We start from the raw sequence: 18,822 nt of genomic DNA on the forward strand, positions 1-18,822 counted from the left end.
TCTCTTTCGCGGTATCCCCTAGAAAGGGACCCTACGACCGAGGTTTTTGGCATTTGACATTGTGCACGCTGTTGAGTTCTCAAGGATCGGACGCACCCGACTTCAGGCCTAATGGCTGTCGCTCCGGGGCACTTCGACGTTTGTTCTTGTTGTCTGCTTGGATTTCGGTTAGGAAATTCGAAGCAAACTTCATCAAGCTGTACAAAGCGAAGAATCGCTTTCTTTTCTGCTTGGATTTGGTCCCGCTTGAGGCCGGTAGCTCTTCGGCTTTCCGAACCTGTGGGGTGACGAGAGATGACATTACGGGGATTCTGGGGGGGTCGCAAATCCCATCCGCATCCCGGGCGTGTCGCCCCGGCGAGGATAGGGTCGACAGACCAGCATCGGCGCTTGAGAAGGGCTCTTACATGGACTCCACACACGACATCGTGATCGTCGGAGGCGGCCATAACGGCCTCACCGCCGCGGCCTATCTGGCCAAAGCCGGGCGGAGTGTGCTGGTGCTCGAACGGGACGACCACGTGGGCGGAGCAGCGGTATCGGCCGCCGCCTTCACGGGGGTGGATGCCCGTCTGTCCCGGTACTCGTACCTGGTGAGCCTGCTGCCTGCCCGCATCATCGACGAGCTCGGCCTGTCGATCGAGCTGGCACGGCGGCGGTACTCGTCGTACACCCCGGATCCGGCCAACCCGGCGACCGGCCTGCTGGTGGATGCGGGCGATGCCGAGGCGACGCGGGCCTCCTTCGAGAGGATTGGAGCCGGGGCGGACATCGCGGGGTGGCAGCAACTCGGTGGCGACCTGGGGCATCTGGCCCGTGCGCTGTTCCCCACGGTATGCGAGCCGTTGCCCACCCGGTCAGAGGCCCGCCGGCTGGTCGGTGACGACGCCCTGTGGGACGAGTTCATCGAGCATCCGCTCGGCGACCTGCTCAACCGGCGATTCGGCTCCGACCTCGTGCGCGGGGTGGTGGCCACCGACGGCCTGATCGGCACGTTCACCTCGGTGCATGACGCGTCACTGGATGCGAACCGCTGCTTTCTCTACCACTCGATCGGAAACGGCACCGGGGACTGGGACGTACCCGTCGGCGGCATGGGTGCGGTGACCGGGGAGCTGGAGCGGGTGGCCCGCCAGGCCGGTGTGCGCATCCTGACGAGCGCAAAGGTCACCGGCATCGATCCGGACGGCACCGTGCGCTACCGGCATGAACACCGGGACGAGAGCACCGTGGGAAGCCACGTGCTGGCGAACGTGGCGCCGTGGGTGCTGGACGGCCTGCTGGGTGAACGCACACCGGACACCGTGAAGCCCGAGGGCGCCCAGGTGAAGGTGAACCTGCTGCTGAGTCGCCTCCCCCGCCTGCTGGATGCGTCGGTGTCGGCCGAGGCCGCGTTCGGCGGAACCTTTCACATCAATGAGACGCTCAGCCAGCTCGAGGACGCGTATCGGCAGGCCGGTGCGGGCCGGGTCCCCGATCTGGTCTCCTGTGAGATCTATTGCCACTCCCTCACCGATCCGAGCATCCTCTCGCCGGAACTGGTGGCGGCCGGCGCGCAGACCCTCACGGTGTTCGGCCTGCACACCCCCGACCGGCTCACCCGCCTGGACAACACCGCCGTCAGGGCCCAGTTGCAGGCCGCCGTCCTGGCCTCCCTCAACTCGGTGCTGGCCGAACCCGTCGAGGACCTGCTGCTCCGGGATGCCGACGGCAGGCCGTGCATCGAGACCAAGACCACCGCGGACCTCGAGTCGGCGCTCAACCTGCCCGGCGGGGACATTTTCCACGGGCTCCTGTCCTGGCCGTTCCTGGAAGACGACGCACCCAGGGACACCGCCGCCCAGCGCTGGGGCGTGGCTACCCGGCATCCGCGGATTCTGCTCTGCGGAGCCGGCGCTCGACGCGGCGGCGGGGTCAGCGGACTCGGCGGGCACAACGCTGCCATGGCCGTGCTCGAGAGCGACTGAGGACTCTGGCGGCGGCCTCGAACTAGGCATAGCCTCAGAGGGAAGGCTCGTGTTTCACTCAACGTGGAGGTCACCATGCCCACCCAGCCCCTGCCCGGTCCGCCGGACGTCGCCCACGCCACAGGGCGGTTCGCCCACCGGGAGGACGGGCTCTACCTGCTCTTCGACCGCATCTTCCCTGCGGCCCCGGAGTCGGTGTGGGAGGCCGTGACCAAACCCGAGGGCCTGCACGGCTGGATCGGCACCTACACAGGGTCCCCTCGCACCGGGGCCGTGCGGTTCCGGATGGAATCGAAGAACGACTCGCAGTGGGAGTACGTGAGCATTCTGGAATGTGTCGAGTTCAAGAAGCTGGCGCTGGACATCGGCGAGGGCGAGGATGCCTGGCGGGTGATGGCGCATCTGTCGGGCGGATCCGGCAAGACCGTGCTGACCTTCGGGCTGCGGCTGCACTCCCCCGCCGAGGCCGCCACGTTCGGGCCGGTCTGGGACTATTACCTCGATAGGCTCGTCGCCTCCCGCACCCACCACCCGCTGCCGTCGTTCAGCAAGTACTACCCCGCGCTGCAGAGTCACTATCAAGAGCTCCTGGTGCCCAAGCCCACCCCTGCGCCAGCGAGCGAGGACCGCGCCTAGCCACTACTCCCAGATGCTGGGGGCCGGCGCCCGGGTAGCGGGCATGGCCACGTCGGCGCTCCACTCGAGCAGCCAGTCGGGCACGCTCACGTCGGCGGGCACGGCACCGACGGCGTCGGTGAGTTCGTCGATGGTGACCACGCCTCCCGTGCGTTTGAGGAACCGGCCGCGGATGAAGCCGCGGGCGTAGACCTCGACGTCGCCCGGTCTCGCATCCGGGCCCTCAACGGGCCGCACGAAGCGTTGCTCGACGTAAACGGCCTTGTCGTCGAAGCCCAGGATGCGCGACTCGACGGTGAACCGCTGGCCGAGCGTCAGTGACTTGCGAAAACTGATGGTCTCGGCCACCACCACCGGATACCAGCCCTTGGCCTGGAAGATCGCCCAGATTCCGGTGCGGTGCAGCATGTCGAACCTGGCGATGTCCATGATCGACAGGTACACGCCGTTGTTCATGTGCCGCAGGATGTCCTGGTCGGTGGGCAGGGTGATGAACCGCGTGCGGGCGACGTCGTAGTGCCCGAGGCGTGGGCCGAAGCGCGACAGCAGGCTGTGGAGCAGGGTTCGAAAGAACATGTGCACCCGATGATGCTAGCGGGCGGCGGCCTCCGACAGCTCGCGCAGGGCCGACGTCTCGTCGATGGTCTGCAGCACCCTGTCGCGCAGCACAATCCGGCCGCGGGCCACGGCGTGTCGCACGTCGGTGGCGGTGGCCGTGTAGGCCAGCGCAGACCATGGGTCACGGCCGGGCCTGCTGTTCAGTGTGTCGATGCGCACGACCTGGAGGTCGGCCTGCATGCCGGGCTCGATCGTGCCCACGTCGGCCAGACCGAGGGCGCGGGCGCCGTCGACGGTGCCGAGCCGCACGGCGCGTTCGGCGCTGATCATGGTGGGGTCGTTGCTGGTGCCCTTGTGCAGCAGCGCGGCCATCCGCACGGCGGCGTACATGTCGAGGGAACCGGCGGAGGCGGCCCCATCGGTGCCCAAGCCCACGGCGGCGCCGTGCTGCAACAGCTCGGGCAGCCGGGCGATGCCGCAGCCGAGCTTGAGGTTCGACATCGGGCAGTGCGCCACGGCGGCGCCGCTGGCGGCGATGCGGGTGACCTCGTCGTCGGTGAGGTGCACGGCATGGGCCAGGACGGTGTGGTTGGTCAGCAGCCCGGCCGCATCGAGCACGGCGACCGGCCGGTCACCGTTGACCTGCACCGTCAGCGCCAGTTCGCCGAGGCTCTCAGAGGCGTGCGTGTGGATGCGGGCGCCGCGCGAGGCGGCCAGCTCCCGAATGCTCTCCAGCTGGTCGCTACTGAGGGTGTAGGCCGAGTGGGGCATCACCCAGAGGTCGTCGTCGGGCGACTCGGTGCGGTTGTCGGTGAGGATCGATCTGGCTTCCTCGAGCATGCCCGCGAAGTCGCGGCCCTCGGGGTCCGCGTTGCCGAGGAAGGTGGGGCCGTTCAGCAGCCGGAATCCGGCCTCCGCCGCGACAGCGCGGCTGGCCCGCGGGAACCAGTACATGTCCAGCGCCGTGGTGGTGCCGCCCAAGAGGCACTCGGCGATCCCGGCCCTGGTGCCGATGGCGACAGTCTCGGCGCTGAGGGTGGCCAGTTCGGCGCCGACCATCCGCTCGAGGAACACCTCGAGGGTGACGTCGTCGGCCGCGCCCCTGAACAGGTTCATGGCCAAGTGGCTGTGGGTGTTCACCCAGCCGGGGGCGATCACGCAGCCCGGGCTCTCGAGCACCTCCGCCGCGTCGTACCGGGCGAGCAGGTCGGCAGCCGGCCCGACGCCGACGATGATCCCGGCACGGATGGCGACGGCGCCGGCCTCGATGATCGTGCCAGCGGCGTCGACGGTGAGCACGGCATCCGCGGTGAGGATCAGGTCGACGTGGTCGGTGGCCATCAGACGAGCTCCGGCAGGGCGACGAGGGCGTCGAGGGTGACGGAGATGCCGCGACTGACGCCATCCGCCACGACGGTGCGATGCGGGTCGTATCCGGTGGTGTCGACGAGGTCGTCGGCGGTGGCGCCGTCGATCACGAGGCCGCCGCCCGCGCGCACGCCGCGGGTGGAGGCGAGCACGAGCAGGGCCGAGAGTTCCATTTCGATGGCGAGCACGCCGAGCTTGACGTAACCGGCCTGGTTGAGATCGATGATTCCCGGGTAGAAGGCCGCCCGGGTCCAGACGATTCCGCGGTGGTGGGGGGCGTCGTGCCGCCGGGCTGCCTCGGCCAGTGCGATCACGACCTCGGGATTCGCGGCCGCCGGGTAGCTCTCCGGCACCAGCTGGTGGGTGACGCCGTCGTCGCGCACGCAGGACTCGGCGATGATCAGGTCGCCGTCGCCGATGCCACGCAGCAGGGCTCCGGCGGTGCCAAGCCTGATGATGGTGTCCACGCCGGCATCCATCAGCTCCTGGAACAGACAGATGGCGCCGGGGGCGCCCACACCGTGCGAGGAGACGACGACGGTGCTGCCGTTCCAGTCACCGACGAACGAGCGATACTCACGCTGGTGGGCGACCTCGCGCACGTTGTCGAGCAGGTGGGAGATCTGCTCGGCCCGGAACGGGTCACCGACGACGAGGGCGCGGGTGGGTAGCCCGGTCTTGGGGAGCCCGGTCACCGGGAACGTGTCGGCCTGGCTCATGTGTGCTCCTCGTGGCTGGCGCGGCCCGAATGGCCTGGCAAGTGTCGAACTTGTCTACCATGCCCGGGCAGACCCGCGCAGGCCGGGGAGCTAGGCCAGGGCGGGCTCGGCTTGAGCAGGCGTGGACCGAGCCTGGGCGGGCAGCGCCGCCACCTTGCGCACGAATGAACCCAGACGGCGGTAGACCTCCTGCGATTCGGGGTGCCGGGCGTCCTGCTGCCAGGTGTGCCGGGTGTTGGTGCGGTGCCGGCCGTAGATCACCGTGTCGGCCAGAATGGACCGTCGGCGCAGGGCCTCGATGAAGTTGAGGTTGGCCCGGTAGAAGTAGTCGCGCTCGGAGGTCGTGATGAAGACCGGCGGGAAGCCCTTGTCGAGCCACTCGATGGGCGAGAGGAATCGGGCGGCGTCGCGCAGCGACATTCCGGGGCTGCGTTCGGGGAGCAGCATCCGCAGGAAGTTGAGGCTGAGCACGAAGCCGCGCTCGAACATGACCGAGAAGTCGGCGATACTGCAGTGCTGCACGAGTCCGCGCAGGTGGCCGGCCTCGATCGGCAGGTCGAGGTTGTAGTGCGCGGCGAGGGTGTCGTCGTTGGCCGCGGCGGTGAGCAGGGCCGCGATGTGCCCGCCCGCCGAGTCGCCGCCGAGAACGATGCGGGTGGGGTCTCCGCCGTATTCGACGATGTTGCGCTGGACCCAGGTGAGCACAGCGTTGGCGTCGTCGAGCATGTGGCCGATCTTGAATCGAGTGGCCATGCGGTAGTTGGCGTTGACGACCACCATGCCCTCGACCGCCTGGCTGGCGGCGTACTTGGTGAGCGGCGCCTTGTCGCCGGAGGTCCAGCCGCCGCCGTGGAAGTAGATGTAGACGGGCAGCGGGCTCGGTGGCGTGGTCACGTCGTGGCTGTCGGGGTGACCGTCGTGGTGCTCGTGCGGCACGAGAACGTCGAGGCGGTGATCACGGATGCCGTCGCCCACGTAGTCAAGGTCGAAGTGGTAGTCGACGTCGTCGATCGGGTCGGCGTTGAACTTGTGCAGTTCGCCCGGCGCGATGCGCGTCATGATCGCTTTCCAGAGCCACACCGGCACCCTGGACAGGCCGGTTTCCCGGTGCGTGAGGTGCGAGTCCGCGGAGGGGCCGGCAGCGGGGTCGAAGCTGGTGCTGGAGTGGGGGGACGAGTGAAACATGGTGCCTTACTGCCGACGTGGCGCTACCGGAAGCGGCTTCGAAGTGCCGACTGGCGTTGGTAGCGCTTGCATCGTTTTTTGCCGCGTGTAGAAGATAGGCGCGCAACCATGAGATGACCTGAGAATCTCTCACGTGGCTCGAATCGACCGTCCCCTTGCATCAGCCGCGGCTACTCGTCTTGCCGGCGGTATTTGGGGTCGTGGGCGCGGTGTTGGGGTGGTTTTCGCCAGGTTCCGGTGGGGTCGATCCAGTGTGGGGCTTTGACTTCGGGCATGCCCAGGACCATGCGGATGTGCCACCCCGAGGTGTCGATGTTGTGGTGGTGGCGCCAGCACAGCAAAACCCCGTTGCTCACGTTGGTGGGGCCGCCGTTTTGCCACGGCTGCACGTGGTGGACTTCGGTCCATTGCGGTGGGCAGGTGCAGCCGGGGATGATGCAGCCGCCGTCTCGGGCGGTGATCGCTTTGCGTTGCAGGGGGGTGAAGCATCGGACTTTGTCGCCGAGGGCGAGGACGGCGCCGGTGCCGCCGAAGAAGATCGGCCGGAAGCCGGCGTTGTCGACCATCTGGTTGATCGTCTTCATCGAGACGGGGCCCTCGACGCCGTCGATCCAACCGACCCCGACCCCGTTGACGAGGTCGGTTGCGTTCACGTGCACCATCACCGTCGGCGGCATTCCGCCCATGGTCGGGGTGCGGGGGTCTTGGGCGACCTGGACCAGGATGCCACGGAGGATGTCGGCACGTTTCTGGCCACCGTCGCGTTCGTCGAGGATCTCGCCGGGCACGAGTTCGCCGGCCTCGATACGCTGCTGCTCCTCCGCGGACGGGAACGCGGGAGCGCTGCGCGCGGACTGGAAGGTGTTGAACAGGTTCTGCATGATGCCCTTGAGCTCCGGCGTCACCCCGCCGCGCAGCGGGTGCAGGCCTTGGCTGAGTTTGCCGAACGAGAACGTGGATTTGGCCTCGAGGATCTCCGCGGTGGGCGCGGCCCCGTCCGGGTTCAACACCGCCTGCCACGTCGCCGCCATCTCCCGGATCCGGTCCGCCGGGAACGTGAACCCCGCCGACGCACCCAGACGAGCGATCGGTCCCGTGNCCGGACCGGGCCGGTGCAGACTTGTCCGGCGCCGGCGCCGGCGCCGGTGTCGGTGTCGGCGTCATCGGCATCGGTGGCGGTGGCGATGTCGCCGGGTCCGGGGGTGCGGGCGAACACGGACCCGGTCGCGGACTCCACCAGCTCCGCCTCACCACCGTCCACCAGCGACTGGTCGGCATCGAAGCGGCCGTGCACCTTGTAGTCGGCCAGGCCCTTCACGATGTTCTCCGCCGCATCAATACCGATCTCCCCGGCCGCCAAGGCTGCGGCCACGAACGGGAACTCGGGCTCGAGGACCGTGCCGCCCAGCATCCGCGGGGCGACCTTCTCACCCAGGGATACGCGTCGTTTCATCTCCGGACCCGACATGCCCGTCAACCGAATCAGCAAATCCGTGGGGTGCGAGGTGCCCAACCGCCACGCCAACGACTCGGAACCCAACCCCGTACGAGCCCGGTAACCCACCACGGTCGCCGTGGCCACCCGGGCCGCGTCCACCGGCCGGCCGGTGCGCTCGACCATCTGCGTCAACGCGACCACCTCCGGGTCACTCAACGCGTTCACGTCAATGGAATCCATCACCGCCATCACCATCCGCGCCGCATCATCCAACGCCTGGAGCTTCTGACCGAACGCACCAGTATGCGCGCGCTGCACCCCCAGCAACTCGGCCGGATCCCGCCACTCAGGCCGCGGCTTAGACGGACCCCGACCGGCCCGACCGGGACGGGACGAGCCCGTCGCGGGGCCGGCCGCAGGGCCGGCGGCAGCGGCGGTCTTCGTGTCGGAAGTACCGCTCAGACTGTCGGCATCCACGCCGGTGAAGGGATCCGGACCGGCCAGACCGGTGTTCCAGTCGTGCAGGTTCGACCCGGTGGGAGTCATTCCCGTCGGTGCGGTGGAGCCACTATCCAGCTCGTCGTCCATACCCCCATTCTCTCACGAATCGCACTTATATGCGAGGAAATGTCAACAAGAAATTGAGCAAACATCGAACACAGTTCTGAGCCAAAGCGGACAGGCAGCGAGGGTCCCGACAGGCTCGACCGACGGAATGGGCACGTTGTCGAGGATGGCCAACGGACGAGCGTACTGCCGCCCGAGGAGATAGAGGGTTGTCGGGATCGGCTAGGCGGCGCCTCCGGCGACTCCGGTGGCCTCGAGCACGGCGCGGGCCAGGGTGTGGAAGTGCACGTTGAAGCCGAGCACGGCCGGGGTGGCCTGCGGGTCGACGCCGAGGTCTGCAACGTCGAGGGCGTGCAGCACGAACTGGTAGCGGTGCGTGCCCGTTCCGCGCGGCGGCGCGGCGCCGATGAAGGTGGGCTGGCGGATCTCGTTGGGCATGACGACGGCACCGGCGGGCAGCAGCACCGAGTTCGCGACTCCGGCACCGGTGGGCAGGCTGTCGACGTCGGCGGGGATGTTGAAAACCGCCCAGTGCCAATACCCGGAACCGGTCGGGGCATCCGGGTCGAACACCGTGAGTGCGAAGCTCTGGGTCTCGGCCGGGAAGCCGCTCCAGTGCAGGTCGGGCGAGACATCCTGACCGCCGGCGCCGACGCCGTACTGGGCGGCGGCCAGCGGGCCACCGTCGGTCATCACCGAGCTGGTCAGGTTGAACTGGGGCACCTCGCCGAAACGGGCGAAGGGATCGATCGTGGTCATGCACACTCCAAGGATCTGGTGGCGGTCTGGTTGGCTCAGCCTACGTGGGCCGCCTCGCGCCCCTCGCCGCCGCCTAAAATGTGGGGGTGGCCATTCCGAAGATCCTGCTCTACTACGTCTTCACTCCGCTCAGCGACCCCGAAGCCATCCGCCTGTGGCAGCGCGACCTCTGCGAGTCGTTGGGCCTGCGCGGCCGCATCCTGATCTCGAAGGACGGCCTGAACGGCACCGTGGGCGGCGACCTGCCCGCCCTCAAGCGCTACGTACGCAAGACCCGTCAGTACGCACCGTTCGCGGAGATCGACTTCAAGTGGAGTGAGGGAACCGGCCTCGACGAGTCCGGGGCGAGCCTCGACTTCCCTCGGCTGGTGGTGAAGGTGCGCGACGAGATCGTGAGCTTCGGCTCGCCAGAGGCCCTCACCGTGGATGCCGGCGGCGTCGTGGGCGGCGGCACCCGCCTGGCCCCGGCCGAACTGCACGCCCTCGTGGCCGAACGCGGCGACGACGTGGTGTTCTTCGACGGCCGCAACGCCTTCGAAGCCGAGATCGGCAGGTTCCGGGGTGCCGTGGTGCCGGATGTGGCGAACACCCGCGAGTTCGCGGCCGAGCTCGACAGCGGCAAGTACGACCACCTCAAGGGCCAGCCTGTGGTGACGTATTGCACCGGCGGCATCCGCTGCGAGGTGCTGTCGTCACTGATGAAGGACCGTGGCTTCGGCGAGGTCTACCAACTCGAGGGCGGCATCGTGCGCTACGGCGAGGCCTACGGCGACGACGGGCTCTGGGACGGCTCGCTCTACGTGTTCGACCAGCGAATGTCGGTGGATTTCAGTGGCCACGCCACCGTTCTCGGCCACTGCCAGGTCTGCGGCGCGGGCACCAAGAACATGCTCAACTGCCGGGACCTGTCCTGCCGGGAGCAGCTGGTGGCCTGCCCGGACTGCGTGGCCGTGGCCGCCCCGGCCTGCGCGGCGCACGCGGCCTGAGCAGATCAGCCCGGCCACGCATCCGCTTGCTCGCAAAAAGTAGTTGCTTGCGCACTTACCTAGCGTGTGCAATTATTTATGACGCGCCTGCAACTACCAGCGCGTGGCCTCGACAGGCTCGACCAACGGCCCGCGCACCTCCGCACCCTTGAAGGAATTTCCGCATGCCCATTGGATTGATCGCACTCGCCCTCGGCGGCTTCGGGATCGGCCTGACCGAGTTCGTCATCGCCGGCCTGCTGCCCGAGGTTGCCGCCGACTTCGCCGTGACCGAGGCCGCCGCCGGCTGGCTCATCTCCGGCTACGCCCTCAGCGTCGCCGTCGGCGCCATCCTGCTCACCGCCGCGGTGACCCGGCTGCCCCGCAAACACGTTCTGGTGGGACTGATGGTGCTCTTCATCATCGGCAACCTGATCTCGGCACTCGCCCCGAGCTACTCGATCATGCTGCTCGGCCGCATCATCGCCGCTCTCTGCCACGGCGCCTTCTTCGGCATCGGCGCCGTCGTCGCCGCCAGCCTGGTGCCGCCGAGCAAGAAGTCCGGCGCCATCGCCATCATGTTCACCGGCCTCACCCTCGCCAACGTTCTCGGCGTGCCGTTCGGCACCTTCATCGGCCAGAGCTTCGGCTGGCGGGCCACCTTCTGGGCGATCACCGTGATCGGCGTGCTCGCCCTGGCTGGCATCGTGGCCCTCGTGCCCCGCGCCACCGACGACACCGCGCACGTCAGCAACCTGCGCGGCGAACTCCGCGCCTTTCGGTCTAGCCAGGTATGGCTCTCCCTGGTGGTGACGGTGCTCGGCTTCGGCGGCATGTTCGGCGCCTTCACCTACATCGCCTACACGCTCACCGAGGTGAGCGGCTTCTCCAGCGCGGCCGTTCCGTGGCTGCTCGTGGTCTTCGGCGCCGGCCTGTTCGTGGGCAACATCCTCGGCGGCAAGGCCGCCGACCGGCGGCTCGATCCCACCCTGGTGGTGCTGTTGATCGGACTCACGGTGGTGATGGCGCTCTTCGCCCTCACCGCAGCGAACCCCGTCGCCACCGTGATTGCCCTCGTGCTGATGGGCGGCTTCGGCTTCGGAACGGTTCCCGGGCTGCAGACCCGCATCATGCTCTACGCCGACACCGCTCCGACCCTGGCCTCCAGCGCCAACATCGCCGCGTTCAACGTGGGCAACGCCATCGGCGCCTGGATCGGCGGCATCACCATCAGCGTGGGCCTGGGCTACACCTCACCGCTCTGGGCCGGCGCCGCGATCACCGCGGCCGCCGCGATCGTGATGATCGTCGCCGCCACCCGCCGCAACGTCCTGGTGCCGGCGGATGCCCCGGCGAGCGCCCGTCCGCTCGTCACGGCCGACGTTCCCGTCGCCTGATCCGGCTCGCACCCCGGGCACCGGCATAGTGACGCGCTTGGGTGCTGGAGAGCGCCAGCAGAATCAGGATGTCGATGGTAACGCTAACCAGCGAGGTGCGCAGGGTGATCTGGGCACCGTTGAGCGCGTAGTCGGCGAAGGAGAGCAGGATGCTCACCGAGGCGAATGACATCGCCACCACCCGGGCCCGGTTGTGACCGGTGAACACCAGCACGGCCAGGCCCAGGTAGAGCAGGAGGTAGAGCCCGTAGGCCGCGAGCAGCCAGCCCAGCACAGCCCACCCGGTGCCCGCCGGGCAGCGTCCAGCCGTCCGGGCAGCGCCAGAAGCGCACCCCGGGCGAGACGCGCCGGCGTCCGGAGGGCACCGCCGGGGTCTCTGGCATGGCGCCATGGTAGTTCGGTGTCGGCGTCGGCGTCAGCGGCGGCGGCGGCGGCGGCGGTCACCGGATCAATGCTTGGATGGCAGGGTGACCTACGACGTCGAATCGATCCGCGCCCATTTCCCCGCCCTCTCGGCCGGAACCGTGCACTTCGACAGCCCTGGCGGCACGCAGACCCCGCTCGGCGTCGGACAGGCCATCCTCGACACCCTCACCGGCCCGCTGTCGATCCGCGGCCGCCGCAGCCTCTCGGAGCGGAACGCCGACGACGCCGTCACGGGATTCCGTTCGGCAATGGCCGACCTGCTCGGCGCCGACCCGCACGGCATCGTCTACGGACGCAGCGCCACCCAGCTCACCTACGACTTCTCCCGCCACCTCTCGCGCGACTGGGCGCCCGGCGACGAGATCGTGGTGTCCAGGCTCGACCACGACGCCAACATCCGCCCCTGGCTGCAGGCCGCCGACCGCGCCGGCGCCACCGTGGTCTGGGTGGACTTCGACCCGGAGACCGGTGAACTGCCCGCGTCCGCGGTGGCCGCGGTGCTCACCGCCCGCACCCGCCTCGTGGCGGTGACCGCCGCCTCCAACCTGATCGGCACGCGGCCGCCGATCGCCGAGATCGCCGCGGTGGTGCACGAGGCCGGGGCGCTGCTCTTCGTCGACGGCGTGCACTACGTGCCGCACACTTTCGTGGACCTCGCCGTGCTCGGCGCGGACTTCTTCGTCTGCTCGCCATACAAGTTCTTCGGCCCGCACTGCGGAGTGCTCGCGGCGGACCCGGCGCTGCTGGCCGGTATCCACCCCGACAAGCTGCTGCCATCGACGGATGTGGTGCCGGAGCGTTTCGAACTCGGCACCCTGCCGTACGAGACCCTGGCCGGGGTGAGCGCCGCCGTCGACTTCCTCGCGGGGCTCGGCGAGCTGGCCACCGGGGTGGCGGCGCGGCCGAGCATCAGCCGCCGGGCGCTGCTGCGCTCCTCGCTGAAACTGGCCGAGGCCCACGAGGATTCCCTCCGCGACCGGCTGGAGTCCGGGCTGGCCGCCCTGCCCGGCGTGACGGTGTATTCCCGGGCCGTCGAGCGCACCCCCACGGTGTTGGTGGGCTTCGCGGGCCGGAGTGCCGCCGACGCCACCGAGTTCCTGTTCGAGCGTGGGATCCTCGCGCCCTCCGGCTCGTTCTACGCGTTGGAGGCCTCCAGGCACTTGGGCCTGGGCGAGGCCGGCGCGCTGCGCATCGGCCTGGCCCCGTACAGCACCCCCGGCGAGATCGATGTGCTGCTGGCGGCGATCACGGATTTTGTGCTCCGCTGACCGCATTCGGCCAAAGTTGACTCACCCGCGCCCGGAAAACCCAGGCGGACCGGCTCGTTTTCCCCATAGGCTGGGCATCGAGCGATAGAGGGGACTCGGATGCCAATCGGCGCTGTCATCGAATTCACCAGCATCACCAAGAAGTTCGGCCAGGTCACGGCGGTCAATGACCTGTCCTTCACCGTCGAGCCCGGCCGGGTCACCGGTTTCCTCGGCCCGAATGGCGCCGGTAAGACCACCACGCTGCGGATGCTGCTGGGCCTCGTCGCCCCCACATCGGGCACCGCCACCTTCGGGGGCCTGCGCTACCGTGACCTGCCCCGACCGCTGCACACCGTCGGGGCGGCGCTGGAAGCCGCCAGCTTCCACCCGGGTCGTACCGCAGCCCATCACCTGGGCGTGTACACCATCGCCGCCGGGATCCCCCGCACCAGGGTCGCCGAGGTGCTGCACACGGTGGGCCTGGCCGAACACGCCAGTCAGCGGGTCGGCGGGTACTCGCTGGGTATGCGCCAGCGACTGGGCCTGGCTTACTCGCTGCTGGGAGACCCCGGCGTGCTGGTGCTCGACGAACCGATCAACGGCCTTGATCCAGAAGGCATCAAATGGATCCGCGGCTTCCTCAGCAGCATGGCCGCAGAGGGACGCACCGTGCTGGTCAGCTCCCACCTGCTCAGCGAGGTGCAGCAGAGTGTCGACGACGTGATCATCATCGCCAAGGGTGAACTGGTGCACTCGGGCCCGCTGTCCAGCCTCGACACCAACATCGCGCCGCAGGTCATCGTGGACTCCCCGGACCGGGACGCCCTCATCGCGGCCCTCACCGAGGCCGGCCTGCCCTTTACCTCCGGCCGCACCGGCCTGATCGTCGCGGTGCCGGACCCCGGCCGGGTGGGGCACATAGCTTTCGCCGCGGGCGTGGAACTGAACGCACTGCACCGGCAGAAGGCGGGCCTGGAAGAATCCTTCCTCGCCCTCGTCGAAGGAGGCGACTCACTGTGAACCTGATCCTGCGCCCCGTGGCCGCCGAATTCAGCAAGATCCTGACCACCCGGATGTGGTGGATCCTTGCGCTGGTGCTCTTCGGCTATATCACCCTGCTGGCCGGCGGCCTCGCCGCCCTGTTCGGCGGCCTGGACAGCGGCGCCATCACCCCCGACGCCATGAACGCCGGCGGCGGCGGTGCCGACCTGACCAGCCTGGGCAGCGTGCCCCTGTTGATTTACAGCTTCGCCTCCTCGGTGGGGTACGTCTTCCCGGTGCTGCTGGGCGCCCTGGCCACCACGGGCGAGTTCCGGCACCAGACCCTCACCCCCACCTTCCTCGCCACCCCGAAGCGCGGCCGGGTGCTTGGCGCCAAGACCATCGCCCTGTTCGTGGTGGGTGCGGCGCTGGGCGTGGTCGGCCTGGCCGCATCCGTCGGTGTCGGCGCGCTGGTTCTCGGTGGCTTCGGCGTGGACCCGCTGCTCGCCGACGGCGAAACCTGGGCCCTGATCGGCCGTACAGTGCTCGCCATGGCGCTCTGGGCCGTGATCGGTGTTGGCCTGGGCGTGCTCGTGCCGAGCCAGGTCGCGTCGATCGTGATCGTGCTCGCGTTCACCCAGTTCGTCGAGCCACTGCTGCGCTTCGCCGCGACGTTCACTGAGGTGACCGCCGACATCGGCAAGTTCCTGCCGGGCGCCGCCTCTGACGCCCTGGTGGGGGAGAGCTTCTACGCCTTGACCAGCCCGGGCATGGCCGTGCTCACCAGCTGGCAGGGCGGCCTGGTGCTGTTGGCCTACGGGCTGGCCGCCACCGTAGGCGGCTACTTCATCAGCTGGAAGCGCGACGTCACCTAAGGGCGCTTCGGGCAGAAAGGCCCGGTGCCGGACCGGATCCGGCACATCCGGCGGGTCTAGGGTGAAGGCATGCCTGCTACCGAATTCCGCGCGATCGTCGTCACCCGCACCGAGGATGAGTCGGGCACCCGCACCCAGTCCTCGGCCCTGACCACGCTCGGTGACGCTGCGCTGATGGACGGCGATGTCACCGTGGCGGTGGAATTCTCCAGCATCAACTACAAGGACGGCCTGGCCCTGATGGGCAAGCCCGGCGTGGCCAGGGTCTGGCCGCTGATCGCGGGCATCGACCTGGTCGGCACCGTCGAGTCCAGTAACGACCCACGCTGGGCGGCCGGCGACCACGTCATCCTCAACGGCGCCGGGATCGGCGAAAGCCACCACGGCGGCCTCGCCGAACGCGCCCGCGTCTCCGGCGGCTCCCTGGTGCGCCTGCCGAAGGCCGTGAGTGCCCAGCGCGCCGCAGCCATCGGCACGGCCGGCTTCACGGCCATGCTCGCGGTGCTCGCCCTCGAACGCGGTGGCGTGACCCCCGACTCCGGAGATGTCCTCGTGACCGGCGCCGCCGGCGGCGTCGGGTCGATCGCCATCGCGCTGCTCGCGGCGCGCGGCTACCACGTGGTCGCCTCCACCGGCCGCGGGGACGAGCTCGGGGACTACCTGCGCGGTCTCGGCGCCGCCGAGATCCTCGACCGGCACACCCTCGACGAGGCCGGCAAGCCCTTGCAGACCCAGCGCTGGGCCGGCGCGATCGACTCCGTCGGCAGCTTCACCCTCGCCAACATCCTCGCCCAGACCAACCAGGGCGGGGTGGTGGCCGCCTGCGGGCTGGCCCAGGGTGCCGACCTGCCGACCACCGTGATGCCGTTCATCCTGCGCGCCGTCACCCTGGCCGGCATCAATTCGGTTGAGGCTCCCCTGCCCCTTCGCGAGGAGGCCTGGGCGCACCTCTCGACCGACCTCGACCTCGAGCTGCTTGACAGCCTGACCTCGGTCATCACCCTCGAGCAGTCGTTCGCGGCCGCCGAAGACATCCTGGCCGGCCGGGTGCACGGCCGCACCGTCGTCGACGTGTTGCGCTGACGCCTGCTGACACCTGCCGCGACGGTAAACGCCCGGCTAGGCTGACGGAATGGCCATCATCGCATCCGTTTTCATCGCTCTCGCAGCGGTGCTGCACGTCTACATCTTTCTGATGGAGAGTGCCTGGTGGACCCGGCCGAAGATCTGGCGGCGCTTCGGCCTGGCCAGCCAGACCGAGGCGGAGACCACCCGAGTCCTGGCCTACAACCAGGGTTTCTACAATCTCTTTCTGGCGGTGGGCGCCGTCCTCGGGCTGTTCCTGTACTTCGGCGGCCCCGAGCAGGCCGGCGCGGCCCTGATCCTGTTCAGCTCGGCGTCGATGTTCGTCGCCGCCATCGTTCTCACCACCTCGGGGCCGGGCAGGGTCAGGTCTGCCCTCACGCAGGGTACGCTGCCGCTGATCGGATTCATCCTCTTCCTGTCCGCCTAGGTTCCCGACCGGGCCGGACCGTGCCGAAAGGACCGTTGTGACCCACGTCATCCTCTTTCACCACGCGCAGGGCCTCACCGACGGAGTGGCAGATTTCGCCCAGCGCCTGCGGGACGCCGGCCACGACGTGGTCGTGCCCGACCTCTACGACGGGCTCACCTTCGACACCCTCGACGCCGGTGTCGCGCACGCCGAGAAGACCGGCGTGTACACCATCATCGAGCGTGGCGAACGGGCAGCGGATGCGATGCCCGCGGACACTGTCTACGCCGGCTTCTCGCTCGGCTCTCTGCCGGCCCAGAAGCTCGCCCAGACCCGCCCAGGTGCTCTCGGCGCGATCCTGTACCACGGCGGGGTTCCGGCCGCCATGTTCGGTTCGGACTGGCCCGCCACGGCAGCGCTGCAACTGCACGTGACCGCGGAGGACGACTGGGTCGAGTTGCTCGAAGTCGAGGAACTCGCCGAGGATGCCGGTGCGGCCGAGTTGTACATCTACCCAGGCTCCGCCCACCTGGTCGCCGACCCCAGCCTGAACGAATATGACGAGGAAATCGCCGAGCTCATCCTGGCGCGCACGCTCGAGTTCCTCGACCGCCTCGCCTGAGTATGGCCGCGAGAGCGGGCACTCGGTTGCTTCCGCCGGCTGTGGCAGCCACAAGACCGCTTTCGCGAGTAGTGGCACGATGGGGGGATGACCTCTGACCCGCCATCCGTGGCCCAAACCGTGGGTGCCCGGCTGCGTGAGCTGCGCCTGCAGAGCGGCCGCACCCAGGCCCAGCTCTCCGCGACCACCGGAATCTCCGAGAGCACCCTCTCCCGCCTGGAGTCAGGGCAGCGCAAGCCCACCCTGGAACTGCTGCTCGCTCTCTCGAGCGCCCATGACGTGACCATCGACGACCTGGTGCACACTCCCGCCACCGACGACCCGCGGCTGGATCAACGCCCGTTCACCCGCCACGGCCGCACCTTCGTGCCGCTGAGCCGCACCGCCGGCGGCCTGCAGGCGTTCAAGGTGACCATCCCCGGGCGCACCGGCGACGAGCAACTCGAGCAGCGCCGCCACGAGGGATTCGACTGGTTCTACGTGCTGAGCGGTCGCCTGCGCCTGATGCTGGGCGACCACGACATGATCCTCGGCGTGGGCGAGGTCGCGGAGTTCGACACTCGGGTGCCGCACGCCTTCGGCAGCGCGGGGCCGGAGCCTACGGAGATCCTGAGCCTGTTCGGCCAGACGGGCGAACGGATCCACGTGCGGGCCAGCACCATTCGCTGACCCCTCTCGACCCGGGCGACCTAGGCGGTGGCCTCCGGCGACTCGACCGGCTCATCTACCGGCTCGGCGGCCGGCTCAGCGGTCACCTCAACGTCGCTCTCGGCGACAGGGGCCACCTTGGCGCGAGACGTGCGCTTGGGCTTGACCGCAACGGCGGGTTCGGCGGCCTCGACCACTTCGGCCGGTTCGACGACCGTGACGGGCTTGGCTGTCCCGACCCGTCGGGCGGGCTTGACCGGAGCGGCCGGCTCAATCGTCTCGGCGGTCTCGGCCGGTTCGACGGTTCCGACGGCCTTGCCGGGCCTGGCCCGCCGGGCCGGCTTCACCGGCGCAGCAGCGTCCACGGGATGACTCGTCTCGACGGGCTTGACGGCCTTGGGGGTTCGCACCCGTTTGACCGGCTTGACCGGCTTGGCCGGCTCGTCGAGCTCCGGCACGTCCCGCGCGTCGGTGGCCTCGAGCTTGAGCGAGGCGATGAGGTCGGGTGCGTGGTTGGTCGACAGGATCACCCGGGCGAAGTCGTCGCCGATCAGGTCGATCACGACGGCCTGGCGCCGGCGCTTGATGGCCAGGAAGTCCTTGCCGCCGTGGAACTTCCACACACCGACGGCCAGGACCAGCGGCACGAGGGCGCCAGGGGCGCGGATGCCGCGCACCCAAATCCACGGATCATCCGTGATCGTCACCGATCGGATGTTCTCACGCTGGATCACCACGTCTTCTCGGCGGAACGCCAGCGTCTTTTCCGCGGCCGTCAGGTGAATCTCCAGCCGATCGGGATGTACGCGCAAGGAAGCCATTCCCCCAGTCTGCCGGGTCCGGTTGGAAAACCTCCTGTCGCTACCTCACAAAGACGTAACGCCGCCGCGCTGGAGTGCCCCTAGACGAGCCGCATCTGTTGCCCGTGCGGACAATTGCGCCCGGTGCGCCGGGCGCAATTGTCCG

19 protein-coding genes are annotated in these 18,822 nt (G+C 68.9%); 11 read left to right on the forward strand and 8 right to left on the reverse strand.

Annotation, left to right across the window (positions count from 1 at the left end):
- The first annotated feature begins 407 nt into the window (after positions 1-407).
- Together E3T22_RS14530 and E3T22_RS14535 are read left to right on the forward strand one after the other, a co-directional pair.
- Complete coding sequence (locus E3T22_RS14530) at positions 408-1,967, forward strand: NAD(P)/FAD-dependent oxidoreductase (RefSeq protein WP_134479589.1); 1,560 nt, start codon at positions 408-410, stop codon at positions 1,965-1,967.
- A gap of 75 nt (positions 1,968-2,042) precedes the next feature.
- Positions 2,043-2,603 carry an SRPBCC domain-containing protein gene (locus tag E3T22_RS14535; protein ID WP_088454885.1) on the forward strand — a complete coding sequence of 187 codons (561 nt, stop codon included), beginning with the start codon at positions 2,043-2,045 and terminating at the stop codon, positions 2,601-2,603.
- A gap of 3 nt (positions 2,604-2,606) precedes the next feature.
- Here E3T22_RS14535 and E3T22_RS14540 read toward each other — a convergent pair whose 3' ends face one another.
- The 6 genes from E3T22_RS14540 to E3T22_RS14570 form a co-directional block, all read right to left on the reverse strand.
- Positions 2,607-3,185, reverse strand: coding sequence for a thioesterase family protein (locus E3T22_RS14540; protein ID WP_240632328.1), 579 nt, complete (start codon positions 3,183-3,185; stop codon positions 2,607-2,609).
- 9 nt (positions 3,186-3,194) lie between these two features.
- Entirely contained in the window at positions 3,195-4,502 is a 1,308-nt protein-coding gene (locus tag E3T22_RS14545; protein ID WP_134479590.1) for an amidohydrolase family protein, read from the reverse strand.
- Positions 4,502-5,248, reverse strand: coding sequence for a nucleoside phosphorylase (locus E3T22_RS14550; protein ID WP_134479591.1), 747 nt, complete (start codon positions 5,246-5,248; stop codon positions 4,502-4,504). The genes E3T22_RS14545 and E3T22_RS14550 overlap by 1 nt, the downstream gene beginning before the upstream one ends.
- 90 nt (positions 5,249-5,338) lie before the next feature.
- Positions 5,339-6,433 carry an alpha/beta hydrolase gene (locus E3T22_RS14555; RefSeq protein WP_241980006.1) on the reverse strand — a complete coding sequence of 365 codons (1,095 nt, stop codon included), beginning with the start codon at positions 6,431-6,433 and terminating at the stop codon, positions 5,339-5,341.
- A 170-nt stretch (positions 6,434-6,603) separates the two neighbouring features.
- A complete protein-coding gene (locus E3T22_RS14560) occupies positions 6,604-7,464 on the reverse strand; it encodes an HNH endonuclease signature motif containing protein (RefSeq protein WP_134493538.1) in 861 nt (286 codons plus the stop codon).
- Positions 7,465-8,660: 1,196 nt separating this feature from the next.
- A complete protein-coding gene (locus E3T22_RS14570; RefSeq protein WP_088454879.1) occupies positions 8,661-9,197 on the reverse strand; it encodes a YbhB/YbcL family Raf kinase inhibitor-like protein in 537 nt (178 codons plus the stop codon).
- A gap of 86 nt (positions 9,198-9,283) precedes the next feature.
- On the opposite strand from E3T22_RS14570, the gene E3T22_RS14575 reads away from it, so the two are divergent.
- Both E3T22_RS14575 and E3T22_RS14580 read left to right on the forward strand, forming a co-directional pair.
- A complete protein-coding gene (locus E3T22_RS14575) occupies positions 9,284-10,183 on the forward strand; it encodes a rhodanese-related sulfurtransferase (RefSeq protein WP_134408191.1) in 900 nt (299 codons plus the stop codon).
- A gap of 164 nt (positions 10,184-10,347) precedes the next feature.
- Positions 10,348-11,559, forward strand: a complete 1,212-nt coding sequence (locus tag E3T22_RS14580) for an MFS transporter (protein WP_088454877.1) — start codon at positions 10,348-10,350, stop codon at positions 11,557-11,559.
- Here E3T22_RS14580 and E3T22_RS14585 read toward each other — a convergent pair.
- On the reverse strand, positions 11,534-11,833 hold the full coding sequence (locus tag E3T22_RS14585) for a hypothetical protein (protein ID WP_134479593.1): 300 nt from the start codon (positions 11,831-11,833) through the stop codon (positions 11,534-11,536). The genes E3T22_RS14580 and E3T22_RS14585 overlap by 26 nt on opposite strands.
- A gap of 193 nt (positions 11,834-12,026) precedes the next feature.
- Here E3T22_RS14585 and E3T22_RS14590 point away from each other — a divergent pair, with 193 nt between their 5' ends.
- From E3T22_RS14590 to E3T22_RS14620, 7 genes are all read left to right on the forward strand, one after another.
- Positions 12,027-13,253, forward strand: coding sequence for a cysteine desulfurase-like protein (locus tag E3T22_RS14590; protein WP_088454875.1), 1,227 nt, complete (start codon positions 12,027-12,029; stop codon positions 13,251-13,253).
- Positions 13,254-13,352: 99 nt separating this feature from the next.
- Positions 13,353-14,255, forward strand: coding sequence for an ATP-binding cassette domain-containing protein (locus tag E3T22_RS14595; RefSeq protein ID WP_103460127.1), 903 nt, complete (start codon positions 13,353-13,355; stop codon positions 14,253-14,255).
- A complete protein-coding gene (locus E3T22_RS14600; RefSeq protein WP_240632326.1) occupies positions 14,252-15,091 on the forward strand; it encodes an ABC transporter permease in 840 nt (279 codons plus the stop codon). Before E3T22_RS14595 ends, E3T22_RS14600 begins: the two co-directional genes overlap by 4 nt.
- Positions 15,092-15,160: 69 nt before the next feature.
- The gene (locus E3T22_RS14605) at positions 15,161-16,174 is read left to right on the forward strand and encodes an MDR family oxidoreductase (protein ID WP_134479594.1); all 1,014 of its coding nucleotides are present in this window, start codon (positions 15,161-15,163) and stop codon (positions 16,172-16,174) included.
- 49 nt (positions 16,175-16,223) lie between these two features.
- Positions 16,224-16,604, forward strand: a complete 381-nt coding sequence (locus E3T22_RS14610) for a DUF1304 domain-containing protein (protein WP_088454872.1) — start codon at positions 16,224-16,226, stop codon at positions 16,602-16,604.
- A gap of 37 nt (positions 16,605-16,641) precedes the next feature.
- On the forward strand, positions 16,642-17,208 hold the full coding sequence (locus E3T22_RS14615) for a dienelactone hydrolase family protein (RefSeq protein ID WP_103479250.1): 567 nt from the start codon (positions 16,642-16,644) through the stop codon (positions 17,206-17,208).
- Positions 17,209-17,295: 87 nt separating this feature from the next.
- Positions 17,296-17,877, forward strand: a complete 582-nt coding sequence (locus E3T22_RS14620) for a helix-turn-helix domain-containing protein (protein WP_088454870.1) — start codon at positions 17,296-17,298, stop codon at positions 17,875-17,877.
- Between the two features lie 20 nt (positions 17,878-17,897).
- On the opposite strand, the gene E3T22_RS19200 is transcribed toward E3T22_RS14620, so the two are convergent.
- On the reverse strand, positions 17,898-18,677 hold the full coding sequence (locus E3T22_RS19200) for a hypothetical protein (RefSeq protein ID WP_174776207.1): 780 nt from the start codon (positions 18,675-18,677) through the stop codon (positions 17,898-17,900).
- Between the last annotated feature and the right edge of the window lie 145 nt (positions 18,678-18,822).

Source organism: Cryobacterium sp. TMB3-10, from assembly GCF_004402305.1.
Lineage (GTDB): Bacteria > Actinomycetota > Actinomycetes > Actinomycetales > Microbacteriaceae > Cryobacterium > Cryobacterium zongtaii.